Origin of the sequence: Methanosarcina thermophila TM-1 (assembly GCF_000969885.1) — an archaeon.
Classification (GTDB): domain Archaea; phylum Halobacteriota; class Methanosarcinia; order Methanosarcinales; family Methanosarcinaceae; genus Methanosarcina; species Methanosarcina thermophila.
Map to the genome: position 1 here is coordinate 2,401,206 of NZ_CP009501.1, position 19,557 is coordinate 2,420,762.

Here is a 19,557-nt window from a genome sequence, read left to right on the forward strand (position 1 = left end):
GTTATCAGACACACCAGGGCAGAGCAAACCCCCACCCTCCGGAGAGATTGTTATGCTTGAAGATGAATATCAACTTGAATTTTTCAAAAACAACGGGTTCGTTCGGAAGCAGTGCCCGTCATGTGGCAAGTTCTTCTGGACACGCGATCTTGATAGAGAGACATGCGGAGATGCGCCCTGTGATCCTTATTCCTTTATAGGGAACCCGGTATTTTCCAGGGAATTTGATATCTCCCAGATGCGTGAGTATTATCTTTCCTTTTTTGAGGAGAGAGGGCATACAAGGATTGATCGTTACCCTGTAGTTGCCCGCTGGAGGGACGACATTTATCTTACCATTGCATCTATTGCAGACTTCCAGCCTTTTGTAACCTCAGGGCAGGTTCCCCCACCTGCAAATCCTCTCACGATCTCCCAGCCCTGCATTCGCTTAAACGACCTGGACTCAGTGGGCAGAAGTGGACGCCATCTTACAAATTTTGAGATGATGGCACATCACGCCTTCAATAAAAGGGATCACGAGATTTACTGGAAAGAACATACCCTGGAACTTTGCGACGAGCTCTTGAACTCACTTAAAGTAGACCCCTTTGCCGTAAGTTACAAGGAAGAACCCTGGGCAGGCGGAGGAAATGCGGGACCCTGTGTCGAGGTAATTGTTCACGGGCTTGAGCTTGCTACCCTTGTTTTCATGGATCTGAAAGCCGATAAAAAAGGCGATATCCTGATCAAGGGCGAGACATATTCGAAGATGGACAATTACATCGTGGATACGGGATACGGGCTTGAGCGTTTCGTCTGGGCTTCAAAGGGTTCCCCTACAATTTATGATGCACTTTTCCCTGGCATAGTGAACGAACTTATGGGACTTGCAGGGCTCGAGCATGAACTGGATAATTCCGAGTATGCAAACATCCTGGCTCAGAATGCAAGGCTTGCAGGGCTTATGGATGTCAGTGAGAAGGCAAACCTTATGGAATTAAGGAAACAGGTTGCCTCTAGCATTGGAATGACCGTGGATAAACTCTCGGCTATAATGGAACCTGTAGAAAAGGTCTATGCGATTACTGACCATACACGCTGTCTGACTTTCATGCTTGGGGATGGAGTTATTCCCTCGAATGTAAAAGCAGGATACCTTGCAAGGCTTGTCCTCAGGCGGACTTTGCGCATGATGGACGATCTTGATATCCGTATCCCGCTTTCTGAAATTGTGGATATGCATATAAGAAACATGCCTGAGTACCCCGAATTCAGGGATAATTTCCCGATCATACAGGATATCCTGGAATTGGAAGAAGAGAAATTTAACAATACAATGGAGAGAGGACGCAGGATCATTCAGAAATCAGCATCCCACTTCAAGAAAACCGGAGGAAAAATTCCTCTCTCCCAGTTAACCGAACTTTACGATTCTCACGGAATCCCGCCCGAGATGGCGAAAGAAGTTGCAGCCGAAATCGGGGTAGATGTGGAATTCCCTGACAATTTCTATTCCCTGATCGGTGAGCTGCATAACAAGGCAGAAGAAAAGGAAGAGGACATTGTTCCATTTGCAGACCGCATTAAACACCTCCCGAAGACGAAGCGGAGTTTCTATGACGAGCCAACACGCATGGAATTTGAAGCTGTTGTGCTGGACGTTTTTGATAACAATATAGTGCTGGATAACACATTCTTCTATGCTGAAGGCGGAGGTCAACCTTCAGATCTCGGGACAATTACTGCCGGGTATGTAGTATACAAGGTAGTGGATGTCCAGGTATACGATGGCGTAATTGTACATACTGTAGAAAGTCCTGATGGTGAGCTTGAGATTTCCAAAGGTGATATTGTCACCGGAAAGGTGGATGAAAGGCGCAGGATGACCCTTGCCAGGCACCACACGGCAACTCATATAGTAAACGATGCAGCCAGGAAGGTTCTTGGAAAACACATCTGGCAGGCAGGTGCCCAGAAGTTTGAGGATCATTCGAGGCTTGACCTCTCGCATTATAAGCATATTTCCCCTGAAGAAATCCGTCAAATCGAACTTCTGGCAAACCTCACGGTTATGGAAAACAAAAGGGTTGTTACGGAATGGATGCCAAGAACAGAAGCCGAGCAGCAGTACGGTTTTGGGCTCTATCAGGGCGGAGTGCCTCCAGGAGATAAGATCAGGATAGTAAAAGTCGGAGACGATGTTGAAGCCTGTGGAGGTACGCACTGTGTCAGCACAGGTGTTGTTGGCCCGATCAAAATCCTGAAAACCGAGAGAATTCAGGATGGCGTGGAAAGGATCGAGTTTGCGGCTGGAACTGCAGCCGTACGCGCCATGCAGAAGATAGATTCTCTGCTTACCGATTCGGCAAAAATTCTGAGTGTGCCTCCTGAGCAGCTTCCTGCAAGCGTTGAGCGGTTCTTTGGGGAATGGAAAGACCTCAAGAAGGAAAATGAGAGACTCAAGGAAGAACTTGCCCGTGCAAGGGTTTACAAGCTGCTGGGAGAAGCTTATGAGACCGCAGGCCTTAAGGTCATTGCCGAATTCATTCCAGGGTCCGATTCCCTCGAACTCCAGAAAATCGCCACTGAATTCCTGAAACACGAAGATGTGGTAACTCTGCTTGCAAGCGATGTAGGAGGAGCCAAACTCGTAGCATCTGCCGGGCAAAAAGCCCTTAACTGCGGAATCAATGCTGGCACCCTTGTCCGCGAAATGTCAAAGCTTGTCAGCGGAGGCGGAGGCGGAAAGCCTGCCCTTGCTATGGGCGGTGGAACTGACCCTTCAAGAATTCAGGATGCACTTGCCCGTGGGCTAGAACTTGTAAAAGAAACCGTCTACAAGGAAGCTTGCAGGTAAATTGAAAGGAAGTCAACGGGTAAATCTGAGAGTAAAATCTGAGAGTACCGGGCTTCTAAATCCCGGCATTTTCTTCTTCTCTTTTTTCAATTTTCTTTTTCTGTTCTTTCTTTCCTTTTTTCGATTCTTTTTTCCTGTTTTCTTCTTCCCTTTTTAAATTCTCTTTTCCTATTTTTTCTTTTCTTTTTTCCAATTTTCTTTTTCTGTTTTCTTCTTTTCTTTTTTCTAATTTTTGTTTTTCCAATTCTTTGACAGATTTTCTATTTCTCTCAAATCCCCGGCCAACACTTTTTCATTCGTTAAAAATAACTTCACAAAGGATTGCAGTTCTATCTTTTACAAAGAGATGTACGGTTTTATTTCCTTCGAGACCCTTCTCAACTTCGTTCCGGACTTTCCAGTAATCTTCGGGTTTTACGCCTGCCCTGAGCACAACATTTCCTATATTCCGGTCTTTAAGGAATTTGTTAATTTTTTTTGGTTCAAAGGGGCAGACTTTAAGCACAAGATAGTGATTTTTGATCATAGCCTGCTTTATCAGGGCATCCGAGGTTAATAGAAGCCTCTTCTTGTCAACCCTGAAGAGTTCGAAAACCCCCATAAACGGCCCTGCCACCTGCATCATGGATTCCACAAGTTCAGGCAGCAATTTGGCTGCAACCACCGACGGCTCTGGTTCATAGGCATAGAGTTTCATTTTATCGGTTTCTTTTATCTGCGGAAGCATCCCGTATTTTGAAACCAGCCCTTCCCCTGCAGGCAGAGCCACAGCCATGCGGTCATGCTGTTTCAGCCCGCCGAAGTAAAGGGTAAGCCGGTTGAGTTGCCCATCCAGTGAGATGTATTCTTTTTCGCAGTCGAAAGGAATCCTTTCAGGCGGCATCTGGGGAGGAGCTTCAAAAGCGAAATTCCTGGTCTTTTCTCCATACGCAGCCAGCACATTCGGAATTCCCGGCTCAAGGCTTGAGACCTGCCTTTTGCTTTCTTCAGCCGGACGGAAAGGATCCGAAAATATCACATCAACAGCCGGAATCTGCTCTATTACTTTCGGGTCAAGGGCGTCCCCGCAAATGAATTTAACGTTGTTGAGCCCGTACATCGCGCAGTTCTGTTTTGCATACTCGATTTTTTTGGGGTCGATTTCCACTGCATACACGAACTCGCACTGCTGTGCAAAAAAAACAGTCTGCCCTCCTATCCCGCAACTGATATCGGCAAGAGTTCTTGCTCTCAGGCGCTGCGCCCTGTAGCGGGCAATGGGCTCAGGGGTCGCAAAGCGAAGGCTTTCCTTATCCCCATGCAGGGGCTTCTCAAATTGCTTTTTCCTTGCCACGTCGATCAGGAATAGTAGATAGGTTATGGGATTTAAAGGCAACTGAAAAAAGTATAGTTGAATTTTTATTCCACTTCAGAAATAATTACAACATAATTCTTCCCATATTTTTCAGCACAGGCGGGACAGGTGGTGTACCACATATACCATTTTTTGACTGCAAGCCCTTTACTTTTTGCATAATTTTCAAAGTCGCTGCACCATTCTGCAGTCTTCTCGAAATCTCCCTCATACACTTTGCTCAGAAATTTCCCGCTGAGTGTTACGTTTTCGGCGCCGTCAACTTCTTTATCGACAGCCAAGTAAAGGTCCATATTGCTTTCCGAGGTATGGTCTGACAGGCAGAGCCAATCCGGCATTTCTGCACCAGCCCTGGTGACTTTCTCGCTCATCCTTGTTATTACCTCTCCAAAATTTAGAGGCATATAAAACTGTGTGGTAACCGAATCTTTGATGAATCTTTTATTGTTCCATTCAAAGAGTTTTCCGTCCCAGGGGACGGGGTCGAATCGAGGACAACATTCCTGAGTCTGAATTTGGCTGCTCATAATTTTTCACCCTGTTAATAATGACTTTTAAGGTTATTTTAGGTTTTGGTTTTTAGATTTTGGTTGGTGAGACCTAATTTGAATTATTTCTGTAAACAACTGTTTGAAACAAAAACTTGTTATGAAAGATATCAAAAAGCTTAAATAATTAAAAAAGTATTCTTCTGTATTTATGAATAATTTGAAAATTTTTGTCAAAAAGTTAGCTGTTAAGATGCATTGTTGTAGCTTTCTTGTTAAAAGCTTGAATAATAGGCTCATTTGCGAGCAAGCTCAACTGAGACAAAGATTAAGGCTTGGGTTATACACAAACTATTTTGAACAGATTAAATCTGAAAATTTTCATTACTGGGTTAAGGTAAACTTGTGGAGGTAAAAATATGAAAGTACTCGTTATGACAGTAGGAGGCTCTTGTGCCCCTCTAGTTACGTCAATCCGACAAAATAGGCCTGATATAATACATTTTCTCTGTTCAGAAAATAGTAAGAAAAGTATTGATGGAGAGGGAAAAGTTTGCGGAAAGGATCCGGAGAATCCAGATCAGCCGAATGTATTAACACAATGTGGGATAGCTGAAAATGAGAAAAACAAACGGTTTTTCATTCATCTTATTAGAAACGAAGACAGTTTAAATGACTGCTATGTAGATAGCCTTAAAATTCTAAACGAGATCTTGCGGGATAATATAAACACTGAAATAATTGTGGATTATACAGGCGGAACGAAATCAATGTCTGGAGGACTTGCTGTAGCATCTCATGATTTTTGTGGTATTAAGCTTTGTGTAGTATCAGGTAAGAGAAATGATCTTATAAAAGTTCAGGATGGAACTCAGCGAATAAAATTAACTCAGGCAAATTTTGCTTTTCTCAATAGGCAATTTGAACAGGTTAAAAAATTAATAGACAGATACGACTATGTGGGAGCTTTAACTATTTTTGACGAGATCATTATGGTTCCTGACATTCCAGAAGATTTCGATAAAAAAATCCAAAGGCTTTTTTTGTTTTCAAGAGCTTATTTAGCTTGGGATCATTTTGATCACGTTAAAGCATGGGAACTATTGTACCAAAACCGTGGAGTTGCTCCTGAAAATATTATGTTTTTAGAGGCTGTGGTGAATAGTAGAATCAGATTTGATGAAGGGTTGAATAATTGTAAAGTTGAGGGAATTAGCTTATCCCCAAAGGGTTGTGGGTATGAACTCGTTGAGGATCTTGTATTGAATGCAGAGCGACGGGCAAGTCAAGGCAGATACGATGATGCTGTCGGAAGGCTGTACCGAGCAATGGAAATGCTTGTGCAGATTCATTTATTTAAGAACTATTCGATCGATACTGGGAATGTAGATCTTGAGAGGCTTCCTGATGCATTAAAAGCAGAATACGAAGCCAGAAAAGGAGCAAATGGGAAGGTAGAAATAGGACTTCGAAATAGTTATGAACTTTTGAATAAGCTAAACTCAGAAGATGAACTGGGGAAGCTTTATATCAGAAACCAGAAGAAGCTAATTAATTCTCTTTCCATCCGCAATAAATCGCTATTCGCACATGGAATGACCCCGATTTCCAATGAACAATATGAAATATTCTATGAAGCTTTTGTAAAAGAAGTTCTTGATCCTTTTCTCAATACTTTAGGGAAAAGGTACGCTAAAAGAAACCAATTTGCGACCGCAGAAAAATTGTTGGAAAATTTAAGAGAGGAAAATCGGGATTGTTTCTCAACAAAAGCTTATTCTATGTTAACACCTTAACTGCATCTTTGTATTCAGGCATGAGTTAATTTCTTTTTTTGAAGTGTATTTTATATTTCCAATTTTTCTATTTAATTTTTAAACATTTTTTATAGTAGATTCTAAATCAATATTTTCCTCGAAGTACCCGTATCCAACAGAAGTTTTAGCCCCAATACCATGTTCTTTGAGAGTTTTATTCATCCAATCGTAGGCAACTGATAACAAATTTGTGTTTTTTGATCCAACTGTAAATTCAAATTTCGTATCTTTCACAACTAAAAAGAATATGGGCTTTGGATCGTGATAATCAGCAGGAGGTACCGTGTTTGAACTATCAGAATAGTATTCAGAAAAATGAGGGTTCATTATTTCAGGTTCAATTTTAGGTTTGGATAAGGGTAAAGCATCAAAAAATATCACTTTTCCCTGCCTGCTTTCTTCATATAAACTCTCTTTTGGACACCCGAATATATCACAGAATTCTTGATCTTCTAATGCACGAGCTTCAGCCTTTTTTAAATCAAGGTTTCCATTTTTATCTTTACCGAATTTCTCTAAAATTATATGACTTCGAATAGCGCCCTTAATTGAACTTCCAGGAATGTATGGGATGCCATATATGTGATGAAGCTTTATCGATGTTTCATAAACGGATTCATTCCCAAGACCAATTGCAAGTTTCCAATCAATTTTATAGATGCCTGATTTAACTTCTAAACCTAATTTTTTGAGGCTGTCTCTATATCTATCTGAAAGAGCCGAAAAGTTTATGCCAGAAAAATTGGGTTCGATGTTTATCAAGACATCTTTCTTATCCTTTTCAAAAAGCTTAAATTTCTCCTCTTTATAGTCAAAAGGAGAGGCTTTGTTTAATTTTAAAGCATAATTGTCAATTGAGCCAATATTTCCCTCAATTAACTTTCTAGTATCCGAGGGCATGATATATTCAAAATACTCATTGTTGCGCCTGTTTTTCCTAGAATTATTTTCAGTACGTTTTTTTCCATTGGAATTAGGATGAGTGGACTTAGACTTGCTTTTCATCTTCGGGTTCTCCTTCAATTAGTCCTTCTGAAAAACGAGAAAGCCATTTAAAGAGGGATAAAACCTCGTTTGTGACAGCGCGATAAGTTGGAGAATCAAGTGAAATTATCCATTCTACCAGATCTTTTTCTTGTTTTAAAAACCCACTTTCTTTTAACCACTGAGAAGTCTGGTCATATATTAAATAATAGGCATAGCCCGGCTTATCAGTTTCTTCAGCCCTTTTGACTTTCTTTGCTTTTACAAAAGCAAAAGTTTCACCCAGTCCATTAGTCTTAATCAATGTTGGTATCTTTCTTACGTAGGCTTTATACTCTTTTTTTCTTTCTTCTTTGCTCCCTTCCAAAGCTTTCTCATATGCAAATTTCGCTCTTCCCTGCTCAAGCCCTTTTCTTGTACTTATTTCACTCATCCAATGCTACCCCCATTAGAGATCCATTATTCTGGTTCTGACAATTCCTTTGCCAATAGTAGAGTTTCCTCCCAGCTGGATTACAGGAGGTAGTCCTTTGATAAAGTACTCCATCACCAAATCTTCTTCATTTTTCCCGTTATTTTTTGCAAAAACTTTTTTGTTTTTGTCTTTACCTACAAAAATGGGACTTGTTAAAATCAGAGAGTAAAGAATAGTTTCACTTGGAAGGTATTCTTCAGTGAACAAAGCGCCTGTTTGGACAGTTCCAGTTTCGTTATTGATCTTGACTCTTGTAATCACTTCAGTTGAAAGATTTACAAAATCTTTAAAATCATCGTCACTCAAAATAACAAGATCTTTTTGCAGTTTTTGTGTCCAGTAATTGAAAATCTGACCCTTTGGAATCACATTCTTTGAAAGCCAGTGAGCAAACTTTGAGCATTTCTCATCCATTTTCACTTCAAAAGTGTATTCTTCTAAGATGACCTTATTCCCCTCAAATAATAATTTACAGTCATCTGGAACTGTATTCTCTTCTGGCAATTTTGGAATTCCTTGGACATTAGCTAGACTGAGATCAGTAATAAAACGCCCTAATACCTTTGGACATGTAATCCATGCAAAAACTCCTTTCATTGATTTCACTGGGAAGAGTAAAAGCCTAGCGTCTGTAAAACCAATTGCAGATCCATGATCATCTCCATTTTCCGGCCCAAAAACCAGTGAAATAACATCTTTATCTGATATTTTGACCTCCTGAGAATTTACTTTTATTTCAGCATGATTAGTTTCAAATGCTTCTCTTATCCCTCCTTTTAAACCGGAGCCCTCAAATTTAGGAAACCCGGTATGTCTTTCTCTTTGAATGGGTAAGTCTACAACACCAAGGTCAGTACCACTTCCAGCATGGAGAGGGGTTTCTACAGTCAAGAAAAAAGGCCTTACTCTTTTGAACATTTTCCCACCAGTAATCCGAATTTATTTTTTATTCATTTACTTTTCCAACAAATGTTATACCAAATCCCTGTTTAGCATACTCGTCTGAAATTGATTGTTTATTGAACAAAGAATAAATTTCCTTGATATCTCCTTCGATAATTTTAAAGTAATAAACACTCCCAGCAGGAGTAGCCCTCCACATAGGTTTGGGTTTCTTCTGTTTAAGGTCAAAGCCTCCAATGTTCTGATATTTTCCGATTGAAGCCGTCAACAACTTAAATTTCAAATTTTTGTACTTACCTTCTAAACTATTCATATCTATCCAAGAGGGGAGCCATCCTTGGTGGAAGATTGCAGGAGTTGACAAATATAATTTGAATTTTTCAATATCTTTATTGAGATTCTTTTCAGAATAATTACAATTTATTAATTGCTCCGAAATTTTTTCGTAAGAAGCAGCTTTACCTTCTCCCCCTAATTTTAGCAAGCCCTTCTCAGGAATCTCCAGACCCTCAAATTCAACCAAAAAGCTGAGATTTTTTAGTCTTTTCATACCCACCCTGTATATTTTAGATTCATCGGCTGTGTGGGTCTCTCCGCTCAAGCCTATACCTATCTTCGGCTCAGTAATAACTCTCGAATTCAATCGTAGAATGGAAAAATTTTTGCTATTACAAGATAGATACCCTTTCAATAATTCCCCACTTATCAGACCATTATCAATAGCTTGTACTCCTTGATCTCCTTTCAAAACATGAGAAGTAGGACAGGAACTTTTCAGTTTTAGCTCAACAAGAGAAAGAAGGTTTACTTCATTTTCCATCTCAGCTTCTACATCCTTTTTTTGGACCAAATCAAGAGGCAATGGTAAATACAAAGTATTCTTATTTTCTAAATTATCTAAGAAGTAAATCCCTCTTATTACCAGATTGTTAGTAGGGTCTTCTTCAGTGTTTGCTTTTTCAAGCAGATCAATGTGATTTGAAAAATAAACAGTCCTTATAGCACCGTATATTACTGAGGGAGAAGGCGGGAATATGCAATTTCCCCAACTGTCTTCTCCCATAGAGAAGGGTTTTCCATCTCTAAAGAAAATTGTATCCAAAGGATCAATTTTTATCAGCATTAATTAGACCCCCGTTCAATAAAAACCGCAGTATTTAAAAGAGACAGGAAGTTCTCCAAAGATTTGCTTTCTCTAGCTAATGCATATAACTTCTCTGTTATATCTTCAATTGTTTGCTCTTTTCTGGTGTAAAAATCTGTTTCTGTTTCTCCTGTTTTCTTAACCATCATACAGGACCTACTTATTAATCTTTTAATCTCAGTCTTGAGCAGTTTAAACTCGGAATAGTTGCCATTTTCATCCATTAATAAATTAAATTCTTCATTTAGTTTTTTTACAAAACTATCTGAAAAGGATGGATTTCCTGAAGAATTTGGGGATCTTAAAAGGTTAATTAATTCTTCTAAAACTTCGATAGTATCGAAAGTTCCATACTTCCATTTGAATACAGTTTTGTGTATTTCTCCAGATCTTTTGAGCACAGCAATTGCAAACGCGTCTTTCTCATTATTGCCATCAATCGACTTCGCCTCATGTTCCATTTTTCTTGCCCATGAAAGGACTTCCTGAAGGGGCGTTTTGTAATGAGCAATGCAAACACCACATGAAGCCGATGATTTTTTTCCTTGTTTTATGTAAGAAAATTCTTCAAATGCTGGGAAGTTCTTCCTTAATTCTTTCATTACAGGTAACAAATAATTAAGGTTGATAAAAGCAAGAACATCATCCCCACCTGAATAAACCAGTTTACCTTTTGGATTAACTTCTGAATCAACAATGTTTTTTACTTCATTTGCATATCTACCAAGTTTTTCCGTCAGATAACTATGAAATCTCTCAAGTTCTGATTTCCCCTTGTCTTCCAAAAATTCTCCAGAGAGCCACTTCCCCATGTTATCTCCATCAAGACAAAGCAAAGCATAATAGTTTGAAAATTTTAATCCCATTTGTTCTGCAGTGTTTGTGATTTTAGCTAATTTTTCCAAGCTAACTTCTGGATCGGCTTTAATTCCATTTTTTTCAAAGTATTTTTTAGTCAAATTATCTTTAAAGTACAGCTGTTCATCAAAGTCTTTACCAAAAAAACTCTTATACTCTTTTAATAGCGAGGAATCAAGTTTTGAGAGTGTATCCATTAATGCAATTTCAGCCGTTGATGGATAATTTCTCTGATATTTTTTCTTAAAATGTTCGCCAGCAAAGCGTTTGGAAAGGCACACTGCACATAGACCCTCTCCATCACTAATAAATTTGTTAGAAACGTGGGTTACTTTTTTCGCATCTTGAACATATGCTCTCTTCTCGTCACCACCATAAAAGAGTACGTTTCTTTCACCACATAGTGAGCATTTTCTGCCAGATTCTTGAAATTGTTGAAAACGGCGTATATTTTTTACTGCTCCTAAATAACTTTCAAGCTCACTAAATTTTGAAGCATAATCTCCTTCTTTAAAGTCCAATGCAATCCAGTGTAAGTCCAATAAATTGTCTATTTGCTGGCCAAAACCATCTGGAATATTTAAATTTAATTTTACAACTATATCTCCGCATATTTTCCTGTATTCATTTTGGACAAAGTTGCACAATTCAGAGCCAATTTTTTCAGGATCTTCACATTCAATTTTGGCAATAAAACGACTTGGTTTAGAATCTATCTCTTTATCTGGGAATATTATATCGCATGAGTCGACTAATCTACTCAATTCATCTATCGCTGCATCTGATAGATGTGATAATAGGAAGCTTCCTGCGTAAAGATCCTGTGTTTTTCTGGCTTGGGAAATATAAGATTGAACCGGTCCTATTGTAAAAAGAAAAAGAAATTGACTCATAATATCATCGCCTTGAACTTATCCTGAACCAGCTTATCCTGAACCGAGAAGTTCGCTTTTTTAGTAGAATCTTTATTAAAGACTGTGTTCAAAGTTGAGATAATTGGGAAATACCTTCCATTTGAGTTTTTCAATACTGATACATATATTGGTGAAGCAAGCCTGCCTTTAGATGAAGTAAATCCTAAAGAGCGATTACAACATTTGCTTGAAGCTGTTCCTATACTCTCAAGTACTTCCTCCCACTTCTCATATTCTCCTCCAAAAATTACTTCTTTTAAATAGGGGTATTGAGACTCTTGGAGGAAGCTTTCCTTTAAAACTATCTTCTCACCCTTCATGTCATAATTGCTCGAGCCTACACGATTGATTAATTCTAAGATATCTTCAATTTCAAGATTGATATCCTCGGGCTCTAAACTCCCAAAACCTCGCCGAGACCTTTTACCAAATCCGCCCAAAATAAGACATAGGTTTAAAATATCGCTATAATCTTGAATATTAGAATAGCTCGATAAAATTATTGAAAGATCTTGATTAGGAGATATAACCTTAACACGTCCCATATTCTTATGAGGTAGCAAGAAGTAATTGCCTTGGTCTAATTCCCCACTTTGGATCCGAATCCTGATCTTGGATTTTCCTACTTTTTCATTGCTCGCACCAAAAAGATCAGATTCCCTCTTTTTTAATTCTTCAAGGGACAAATGTCCGTTTACAGCTCTCCACCAGAATCTCATCATACCTTTAATTGAAGGAGGTCTTAACTCTGGAGTACGACCATCTGCCCCAGTCATGAGAAGAGGAGTAATAATTTTACATTTTATTTTTTCTATTTCCAACTCGTGCCCTCCAAAATAAAATTATTAAACTTATATCGATTGAGTTTTCACATCCTTATTTTCCTCACAGTCCCAAACCCTTTTGCAACTCCCTTTCCTATCCCAATAAAATCCGGAATCAGAAAATTGGTCATAAAACCGCCTGTAAAAGAAGTAAAATCCAGATTTTTGTACTTTGAACGGTTGATCTCCACATTGACATCACATTTTATGGTATCAGGAACTGTATATCCAAAAGCCTTTGACATAGAGAGCAGGTTTCCCACAAGCGTCTTCCTGAGGATTTCCTTTTGTTCTTCAGGGTTTCTAGTCTCAAAGAACCTCTCTTTGTTTTCTTTGTTGAGAGCAAGCCAGGGAGTGAGAAATTCGTAAAAGTAAAGGCTTTTTGTCAGGCCGAAATCCTGTTTTTTAAGCCTCAGAGACCGCTCTGTGATTTCAAAATTTTGATGAGGAAGGGTGACGGTATCAAATTTGTCAAATAAACCTTTCAAAATTTCTGCTCCTTCATTTATGCCAACTACAAGTGGTATCCTATCAAGAACTTTATATTGTACCAGAGGGTAGCGGTAATAAAATCTGTCAGTATTATGGTTATGGAGCTGGTCGTATTCATTGAATTTTGACGCAAAGAAACCGCGGATCTGATTTGCATCACCCCTGAATTCCTCTGGTCCTTCAAAAGTCATCTCAAGAGTCTTGAGTTTAATATTTTCCTGAGTCATGAAATATGGATAATTTTTTAATAATATCTTTTCTAATTTTGATATTATTACTCTTATCATATATACATTTTGATATTTATAGAAGAGAATCTGTAACAAAATAAAATCTTCGTATATATTTAAATAACGTTTTGTATTTTCTCGCCAAGACTCCGCTCAATATTTTCAATTCCAGCCGCACAATCCGTATGCTTGTAACAGTTTATCCAGAGAACAATAACTTTGTATATATTTTTGATCTTATTATTGAGCGACTTATCTTCTTCTTTATAGACAAAGTCTTCTTTTTCTGTGCGTTCAATCTCTTCTATGCTTTCACTTATCTTTTCAATCGACTCTTCAGTGGGTATAACTCTTATACTACTTCCTGTCCCATTTTCCTCCAAACTTATTAATAAAACAGAGAAAGAACTATATACTTAATAACTAAATAATTTTAAACAGAATGTTGTCTTTTGCCAGAATATGTCTGCATAATTCAAAGACTCCTTTGAATAATTAATGATTTAATCGTATTTGCATGGTATAGTCTTACAAATAAACTTTTACGGAGAGAACTTGATGTACAGGAGATATGTGATAGATATTACTTCTGAACCTAAAAACGATGTTTATAGGCACCTGATTGATCTGGCTTTTGATTTATGTGATAGGTTTACTCTCGTTGTACATGAAGAAACTAAATTAGACGATAAGGGTAAATCCATATTGGAAAAGCTAAATGATCATTTAATAGAAATGAAAAAGCAATCAGAATGGCCAGGTACAATACTATGTGACCAGTTTGCATATGTTTATTATTACCGTGCCAGTCCGGAAGCCAGAGAGATAATAAAAGAGGTTTCAAGTTCACTTTACAGTAGTTGGATATGGCCTCTCGAAGACTTGAGTTTTTATAAGAATGGTAAACCATGGCTAGTAAACACAGCTCATGAAAATATTAGCTATATTCTTAGCGACGACGAGTCTGAGATCGACAGAATCATGAACATAGAAGGCCTTAAGGCAAGAAAAGCAAGCGGGGCGTTTAAAACCCTGTCTAATTGGTATTGATGAAGATCGAGGTTTCAATTCTTGTTTTTACAGCAGCTTATATCTTCTATATTTCTTATGTGCCTGTTCAGCGGCCAAAATATCGAAGATATGTACTTTCTTTTCTTCTTCATCAATTTTATAGAAAACCCGGTAGTTACAAACCCACAGTGGCAAGTAACTATTCGAGTTCTTTTGAATTCTTTTTTATCTCCATAACTATCCAGAAATTTTGCTGATTATAAAATCCCGGAGTTGGATTGAGATCCCTGCAGTCCTTCGGCCATGTTTTTATTTACTCCAAATTATTAACTTCTATCAACAGCCATCTCAGGTTAATCTGTAAGCTCCCACCGGCGTCTGGGGACAGTCTGGCGGTGGGTGGTGTATTCTTCCGTAGGCGAATAATGCATCTCTGAAGCAGTAGCCTTTATCATGGATACAATTATTGAAATCCGTACAGAGTTGACACGGGGTGCCGACAAAATTCTCCCTCGGCGGGCAGATGAATCTGAGAAGCTCTGGGGAGTTCCAGACTTCCATTATCGACTGTCTTTTAAGGTCTCCAAAGAAGTACTTTGCATCAAGGGGCATCTGTTCGCACAATACAGCGCTTCCATCAGGTGCGATCCCAAGCGTAGTTCTGCCTGCAGAACAACCTGCTCTGGACTCCCATTTTTTTTCTCCTCTCTTTTTGGCTCTCAGGACTAGGGAGAGTATACTTTACTGCATCTCCTTCTATTATCAGGTCAGGCCAGCTCTCCTTTGCAGCTTTCAAGAGATCTGAAGCCTTCAATTTCATTTCATCAGTGAGGAACAGATGATCATCATGACGGTAGTGACTTCTTGCATAGCTGGTGAACTGGAAGTTTCTAATACCAAGCTCAGAAAAGGTTTCGACATGATCATAGGCCTGATGGTAATTGATTGGGGTTAAAACGGCCTTGACTTTTGGCTCTATGCCTGCATCCATGAGATTCTGCAGCGTCTCTGTCGCTCTGCTGAGGTAGCCTTTACACCTCATTAAACGATCAGCTGTTTCCGGGTCCGGGCTATCAATGCTGACCTGAAATTCTCTGTTGACGCCATTTACGGGGTTATTCCATCCAGCTTCAGCCAGTCGATTAGCATCATCCAGACTGACATAGCACTTTGTAGATGCCAGGAATATGAATCCCATCTCTGTAAGCTTTGCCAGAAACTCCGCTGAGTCCGGTCTACTCATCGGGTCTCCCCCTGTAAGCTGGAGCATACGTATGCCGAGATCCCTGGCCTGCTCCATTATCTCCATCCATTGTCCCAGGGACATGTGATTAAGCTTACGCATGTTAGTAAGATCTGCATAGCAGTAGATACAGTTTGTCTGGCACCAGCCGCTGAAGTACAGCATCAAAGTCAAGGGCCTGGCTAGCCTGTGCTGGCATACGAACTCTTCCGGGGATACGAGGAAATCCAGAGGATTATATTCTACAGCCGTGGTGTCTGGAACGTCAAGTACATCGATTTTCTCTAGCTTATCGTTGAGCACGTTAACTATGTTTTCTAATAGTGATCTGGATGAGTCTGTGGATATATCGAACAGGAAGCCTATTGTCTTTGTCAGATCCCCTACACAGCGCCTGCCGTTTATCAGGCTTATAACCGTGGCTGTTACTGGATCTAATATCTGGTATTCTATGTTCTTGGTGGAGGTTAGGTAAAGTATGACCTTGTTACCGTCGTTTCTTAAAACCCATTCAGGTTTCAGCTTGAGGTAATTATCATCTTTCAGCATGTCAGGTCTCCAATCATTCCGTCAAATCATTCCGTCAAATGTGAGCCCTTGGTTAAGCTTTGGGTAAAAATAGTTGGATAAGGGGTTTTGTACCCATCTATCCCTAATTGATCGCTTCCTTTTAAGAATAGGCTACGCAGTCAGTGCAGGCAGTTATGCATACTTCACAGAAGCCGCAGCCCACAGCAAGAGATGGCTGACTGCCAGGGGTTCGTCCGCTTTCTAATCTGATGCCTTTGCTACGAATCGCCTCTTTTATCAAGCCCATGGCACTCCTGTCAAACTCAGCTTTCAACTCTTGGTACTCTTTTATGCCTGACAGCTTGCTTTCAAATTCCATCTTCAGCTCTATAAGCCCTGGTATTTCACGTTCCTTCACTCTAATACCCCTCCAATTATTTGTATAGTCTGTCCTTTTTATAAACAGAGTTTATGCAATTGAAGCTCAAAAACAAGCACATAGACATTAAGGTTTTAATGTAAATTTAATAATTTAAAGGTCTAAAACCATTATTTTAAATCCAATCGCATAAGCTCTGCTAAACCCCTATACGTGTAATTATATAAGAAAAGTAAAGAATAAATCTTCAGGATTATAAGTATCTTATATTAGCCTACATGCTTGTGTATATTATATCTGACAATATACTTAGACTATATCAGGTACATTACAGGATCTTATTTTCAGAAGGTTATCCTGAATTCTATTTCATTCGACAATTAATATATAGTATCTGACAGATCTGATAGGTTTGTTCACGAATATGATATCTCCATGCAAAAACATTACGAAGTAAAATGCTTCAATCCTTGTTTTAATGGATCTTGCATTCGAATATCAAACTGCCAGCACTCGTCTATTTATTTTTCATGCGGTTTCAATCCTTGTTTTAATGGATCTTGCATTCGAATATATTCCCAGGCGAGACCACCAAAGACGATTACAAGAAGTTTCAATCCTTGTTTTAATGGATCTTGCATTCGAATCAGAAGGTGCTCTCGTTACAGCAATGACGTTTATTTCGTTTCAATCCTTGTTTTAATGGATCTTGCATTCGAATAAACTGGCCTTCTTACGGAGATTGGCGGCGGACATGGTTTCAATCCTTGTTTTAATGGATCTTGCATTCGAATAGAAATGTAAACCTGTACAACTCAATGTTTGACTATGGTTTCAATCCTTGTTTTAATGGATCTTGCATTCGAATAGCCAAAAAAGATGAGTTTTAAAATCGGTCAAACAGGTTTCAATCCTTGTTTTAATGGATCTTGCATTCGAATCGTATAATGATGCTACTGTTCTCGCTTCACAAATGAGTTTCAATCCTTGTTTTAATGGATCTTGCATTCGAATACAGACTTCCACACCGAGATGGTTATTTATTCGGTGTTTCAATCCTTGTTTTAATGGATCTTGCATTCGAATCCCTTGAGATCGTTATCAGTCTAATTTCTTAATATGTTTCAATCCTTGTTTTAATGGATCTTGCATTCGAATCTGAATGGGCGTGTGTACTCGGCTGGGGTCCTGAGGATGTTTCAATCCTTGTTTTAATGGATCTTGCATTCGAATGTATCGGTAGAATTCAGGAACGGACACTTTCACACAGGTTTCAATCCTTGTTTTAATGGATCTTGCATTCGAATCCTTAAACGGGTCTATATCTGCAACGACAACGAAGCAAAGTTTCAATCCTTGTTTTAATGGATCTTGCATTCGAATAAATCCTTTTCGCTATCGGTAGAAGTGTAACCATGTGGTTTCAATCCTTGTTTTAATGGATCTTGCATTCGAATCAGAAGATTTTAAGACACTTACCGCAGCCGATCTTAACGTTTCAATCCTTGTTTTAATGGATCTTGCATTCGAATTCAGAGAACCTAACCGTTAATTAGGCATCCCTAATATTGTTTCAATCCTTGTTTTAATGGATCTTGCATTCGAATACCATAATATAACATCTCTCAATTTACTTGCTGAATAGTTTCAATCCTTGTTTTAATGGATCTTGCATTCGAATTTATTCTTCTTTGTAGTATCATCTAGAAGCCGTTTAGTTTCAATCCTTGTTTTAATGGATCTTGCATTCGAATTTCTCAAACTTTTGTGCGACTTCTTCAGGGAGCTCGTTTCAATCCTTGTTTTAATGGATCTTGCATTCGAATTGATATGAAGAATTCGGCGGATGAGACTTACCAGGCAGGTTTCAATCCTTGTTTTAATGGATCTTGCATTCGAATCACCAGACAGCTTGGACGGATTAATCTTAAAATTAGGAGTTTCAATCCTTGTTTTAATGGATCTTGCATTCGAATGGCAGGATAACGGTATCATTTTCGGCGACTTGAGTAGTTTCAATCCTTGTTTTAATGGATCTTGCATTCGAATCCTGCCCCGCTTCGCAGCTTCTTCCAGGCAGAGATGATAGTTTCAATCCTTGTTTTAATGGATCTTGCATTCGAATAAAACTGATAATTGTAGATACATTAAGTTGAAAGGTAGTTTCAATCCTTGTTTTAATGGATCTTGCATTCGAATCAGTGAGAGGCATTTATTCAGCCTCCATAACAGCCTGTTTCAATCCTTGTTTTAATGGATCTTGCATTCGAATCCTGTACTGCTGCCTGATGTGCATCATGGATGATCTGGTTTCAATCCTTGTTTTAATGGATCTTGCATTCGAATATCAACGAAAGAGTACGAATATTCAGGAACTTTCAGTTTCAATCCTTGTTTTAATGGATCTTGCATTCGAATCTTGCAAAACAAACGTGATGCTCTGGAATTAATGACGTTTCAATCCTTGTTTTAATGGATCTTGCATTCGAATGTCAATCCAAACCGTGAAAAAAGAGCTTCGAGAACTGTTTCAATCCTTGTTTTAATGGATCTTGCATTCGAATCTTTTTTTCACGGTTCACCTCCTGTGTAAAGTGTTAGTTTCAATCCTTGTTTTAATGGATCTTGCATTCGAATACTAAAACTGATTATATCACGGTAGCTGCAAAATCGGGTTTCAATCCTTGTTTTAATGGATCTTGCATTCGAATAGGGGAAATTTTTCCTCTATTTGGCTAGAAAAAGCCTGAGATTACTACTATATTAAAACTAAATTTCTTGTTGGGATATTATCAAACCCTTTATAAATACAAGAAAAACAGCGTTTTTTAGAGGTTTGGAAATATCTCAGTATACGCCTTTCTTTTTATTAAACTTTTGTATCTAAAGTCATCTTAGATAAATTCAAAGAACAGTTTATATAGTAATTTTTAACATTTCAAAGACGATGATATTTAAACAACTCCGTTACTAAACTTTCTTGCTCTTAGGCTTTCTCCAAATTTCATTGAGCCTTAAAAAGAGTTTTTGAATAAAACAGATCTAAATCTCGATTTTTTGTGCATCTTTTGATTCGCAGCCTTGCTCGTAGG

The 19,557-nt window shown here is 38.7% G+C and carries 17 protein-coding genes, 1 pseudogene and 1 CRISPR repeat array; of the genes and pseudogenes, 3 read left to right on the forward strand and 15 right to left on the reverse strand.

Annotated elements, in window-relative coordinates:
- Positions 1 to 52: 52 nt before the first annotated feature.
- Complete coding sequence (alaS, locus tag MSTHT_RS10370) at positions 53 to 2,839, forward strand: alanine--tRNA ligase (protein WP_048167719.1); 2,787 nt, start codon at positions 53 to 55, stop codon at positions 2,837 to 2,839.
- Positions 2,840 to 2,894: 55 nt separating this feature from the next.
- Here the strand turns inward: alaS and MSTHT_RS14585 are convergent, their stop codons facing one another.
- The 3 genes from MSTHT_RS14585 to MSTHT_RS10385 are packed head-to-tail and all read right to left on the reverse strand — an operon-like array spanning position 2,895 to position 4,720.
- A complete protein-coding gene (locus MSTHT_RS14585; protein WP_048167720.1) occupies positions 2,895 to 3,083 on the reverse strand; it encodes a hypothetical protein in 189 nt (62 codons plus the stop codon).
- Between the two features lie 48 nt (positions 3,084 to 3,131).
- The gene (locus MSTHT_RS10380; RefSeq protein WP_181952225.1) at positions 3,132 to 4,214 is read right to left on the reverse strand and encodes a class I SAM-dependent methyltransferase; all 1,083 of its coding nucleotides are present in this window, start codon (positions 4,212 to 4,214) and stop codon (positions 3,132 to 3,134) included.
- 23 nt (positions 4,215 to 4,237) lie between these two features.
- The gene (locus MSTHT_RS10385; protein WP_048167721.1) at positions 4,238 to 4,720 is read right to left on the reverse strand and encodes a hydrolase; all 483 of its coding nucleotides are present in this window, start codon (positions 4,718 to 4,720) and stop codon (positions 4,238 to 4,240) included.
- A gap of 380 nt (positions 4,721 to 5,100) precedes the next feature.
- Between MSTHT_RS10385 and MSTHT_RS10390 the strand changes: the two genes are divergently transcribed.
- Positions 5,101 to 6,477 carry a TIGR02710 family CRISPR-associated CARF protein gene (locus MSTHT_RS10390; protein ID WP_048167722.1) on the forward strand — a complete coding sequence of 459 codons (1,377 nt, stop codon included), beginning with the start codon at positions 5,101 to 5,103 and terminating at the stop codon, positions 6,475 to 6,477.
- 78 nt (positions 6,478 to 6,555) lie between these two features.
- On the opposite strand, the gene cmr6 is transcribed toward MSTHT_RS10390, so the two are convergent.
- From cmr6 to MSTHT_RS10430, 8 genes are all read right to left on the reverse strand, one after another.
- On the reverse strand, positions 6,556 to 7,503 hold the full coding sequence (gene cmr6 / locus MSTHT_RS10395; RefSeq protein WP_052721876.1) for a type III-B CRISPR module RAMP protein Cmr6: 948 nt from the start codon (positions 7,501 to 7,503) through the stop codon (positions 6,556 to 6,558).
- Complete coding sequence (gene cmr5, locus MSTHT_RS10400; protein WP_048167723.1) at positions 7,487 to 7,915, reverse strand: type III-B CRISPR module-associated protein Cmr5; 429 nt, start codon at positions 7,913 to 7,915, stop codon at positions 7,487 to 7,489. Before cmr5 ends, cmr6 begins: the two co-directional genes overlap by 17 nt.
- A gap of 15 nt (positions 7,916 to 7,930) precedes the next feature.
- Positions 7,931 to 8,875: a type III-B CRISPR module RAMP protein Cmr4 gene (cmr4, locus tag MSTHT_RS10405; RefSeq protein ID WP_048167724.1), complete on the reverse strand. Its 945-nt coding sequence runs from the start codon at positions 8,873 to 8,875 to the stop codon at positions 7,931 to 7,933.
- A gap of 28 nt (positions 8,876 to 8,903) precedes the next feature.
- Entirely contained in the window at positions 8,904 to 9,983 is a 1,080-nt protein-coding gene (gene cmr3 / locus MSTHT_RS10410; protein ID WP_048167725.1) for a type III-B CRISPR module-associated protein Cmr3, read from the reverse strand.
- Complete coding sequence (cas10, locus tag MSTHT_RS10415; RefSeq protein WP_048167726.1) at positions 9,983 to 11,755, reverse strand: type III-B CRISPR-associated protein Cas10/Cmr2; 1,773 nt, start codon at positions 11,753 to 11,755, stop codon at positions 9,983 to 9,985. The genes cmr3 and cas10 overlap by 1 nt, the downstream gene beginning before the upstream one ends.
- Positions 11,752 to 12,597 carry a type III-B CRISPR module RAMP protein Cmr1 gene (gene cmr1 / locus MSTHT_RS10420; RefSeq protein WP_048167727.1) on the reverse strand — a complete coding sequence of 282 codons (846 nt, stop codon included), beginning with the start codon at positions 12,595 to 12,597 and terminating at the stop codon, positions 11,752 to 11,754. Before cmr1 ends, cas10 begins: the two co-directional genes overlap by 4 nt.
- Before the next feature lie 47 nt (positions 12,598 to 12,644).
- A complete protein-coding gene (locus MSTHT_RS10425; protein WP_048167728.1) occupies positions 12,645 to 13,319 on the reverse strand; it encodes a CRISPR-associated endonuclease Cas6 in 675 nt (224 codons plus the stop codon).
- Between the two features lie 119 nt (positions 13,320 to 13,438).
- Positions 13,439 to 13,705: a hypothetical protein gene (locus MSTHT_RS10430; protein WP_052721877.1), complete on the reverse strand. Its 267-nt coding sequence runs from the start codon at positions 13,703 to 13,705 to the stop codon at positions 13,439 to 13,441.
- A 175-nt stretch (positions 13,706 to 13,880) separates the two neighbouring features.
- Here MSTHT_RS10430 and MSTHT_RS10435 point away from each other — a divergent pair, with 175 nt between their 5' ends.
- Entirely contained in the window at positions 13,881 to 14,372 is a 492-nt protein-coding gene (locus tag MSTHT_RS10435; RefSeq protein ID WP_231588075.1) for a stage III sporulation protein AH, read from the forward strand.
- Positions 14,373 to 14,686: 314 nt separating this feature from the next.
- Here the strand turns inward: MSTHT_RS10435 and MSTHT_RS15215 are convergent, their stop codons facing one another.
- From MSTHT_RS15215 to MSTHT_RS10450, 4 genes and pseudogenes are all read right to left on the reverse strand, one after another.
- Positions 14,687 to 14,836, reverse strand: a complete 150-nt coding sequence (locus MSTHT_RS15215) for a hypothetical protein (RefSeq protein ID WP_231588076.1) — start codon at positions 14,834 to 14,836, stop codon at positions 14,687 to 14,689.
- Positions 14,837 to 14,870: 34 nt separating this feature from the next.
- A pseudogene (locus MSTHT_RS15530) lies at positions 14,871 to 14,957 on the reverse strand (SPASM domain-containing protein); the annotation flags it as partial.
- A 13-nt stretch (positions 14,958 to 14,970) separates the two neighbouring features.
- On the reverse strand, positions 14,971 to 16,125 hold the full coding sequence (locus tag MSTHT_RS10445; RefSeq protein WP_048167731.1) for a radical SAM protein: 1,155 nt from the start codon (positions 16,123 to 16,125) through the stop codon (positions 14,971 to 14,973).
- A 121-nt stretch (positions 16,126 to 16,246) separates the two neighbouring features.
- The gene (locus MSTHT_RS10450) at positions 16,247 to 16,504 is read right to left on the reverse strand and encodes a hypothetical protein (protein WP_048167732.1); all 258 of its coding nucleotides are present in this window, start codon (positions 16,502 to 16,504) and stop codon (positions 16,247 to 16,249) included.
- A gap of 421 nt (positions 16,505 to 16,925) precedes the next feature.
- A CRISPR array of direct repeats spans positions 16,926 to 19,176; the repeat unit is 37 nt; unit sequence GTTTCAATCCTTGTTTTAATGGATCTTGCATTCGAAT.
- Positions 19,177 to 19,557 lie beyond the last annotated feature (381 nt).

Coding starts and splice junctions, on each gene's coding strand:
- cas10 (WP_048167726.1), bottom strand. CDS start 11,755: ATGAGTCAATTTCTTTTTCTTTTTACAATAGGACCGGTTCAATCTTAT.
- cmr3 (WP_048167725.1), bottom strand. CDS start 9,983: ATGCTGATAAAAATTGATCCTTTGGATACAATTTTCTTTAGAGATGGA.
- alaS (WP_048167719.1), top strand. CDS start 53: ATGCTTGAAGATGAATATCAACTTGAATTTTTCAAAAACAACGGGTTC.
- cmr6 (WP_052721876.1), bottom strand. CDS start 7,503: ATGAAAAGCAAGTCTAAGTCCACTCATCCTAATTCCAATGGAAAAAAA.
- MSTHT_RS10445 (WP_048167731.1), bottom strand. CDS start 16,125: ATGCTGAAAGATGATAATTACCTCAAGCTGAAACCTGAATGGGTTTTA.
- cmr4 (WP_048167724.1), bottom strand. CDS start 8,875: ATGTTCAAAAGAGTAAGGCCTTTTTTCTTGACTGTAGAAACCCCTCTC.
- cmr5 (WP_048167723.1), bottom strand. CDS start 7,915: ATGAGTGAAATAAGTACAAGAAAAGGGCTTGAGCAGGGAAGAGCGAAA.
- MSTHT_RS10435 (WP_231588075.1), top strand. CDS start 13,881: ATGTACAGGAGATATGTGATAGATATTACTTCTGAACCTAAAAACGAT.
- MSTHT_RS10385 (WP_048167721.1), bottom strand. CDS start 4,720: ATGAGCAGCCAAATTCAGACTCAGGAATGTTGTCCTCGATTCGACCCC.
- MSTHT_RS10425 (WP_048167728.1), bottom strand. CDS start 13,319: ATGACTCAGGAAAATATTAAACTCAAGACTCTTGAGATGACTTTTGAA.
- MSTHT_RS10390 (WP_048167722.1), top strand. CDS start 5,101: ATGAAAGTACTCGTTATGACAGTAGGAGGCTCTTGTGCCCCTCTAGTT.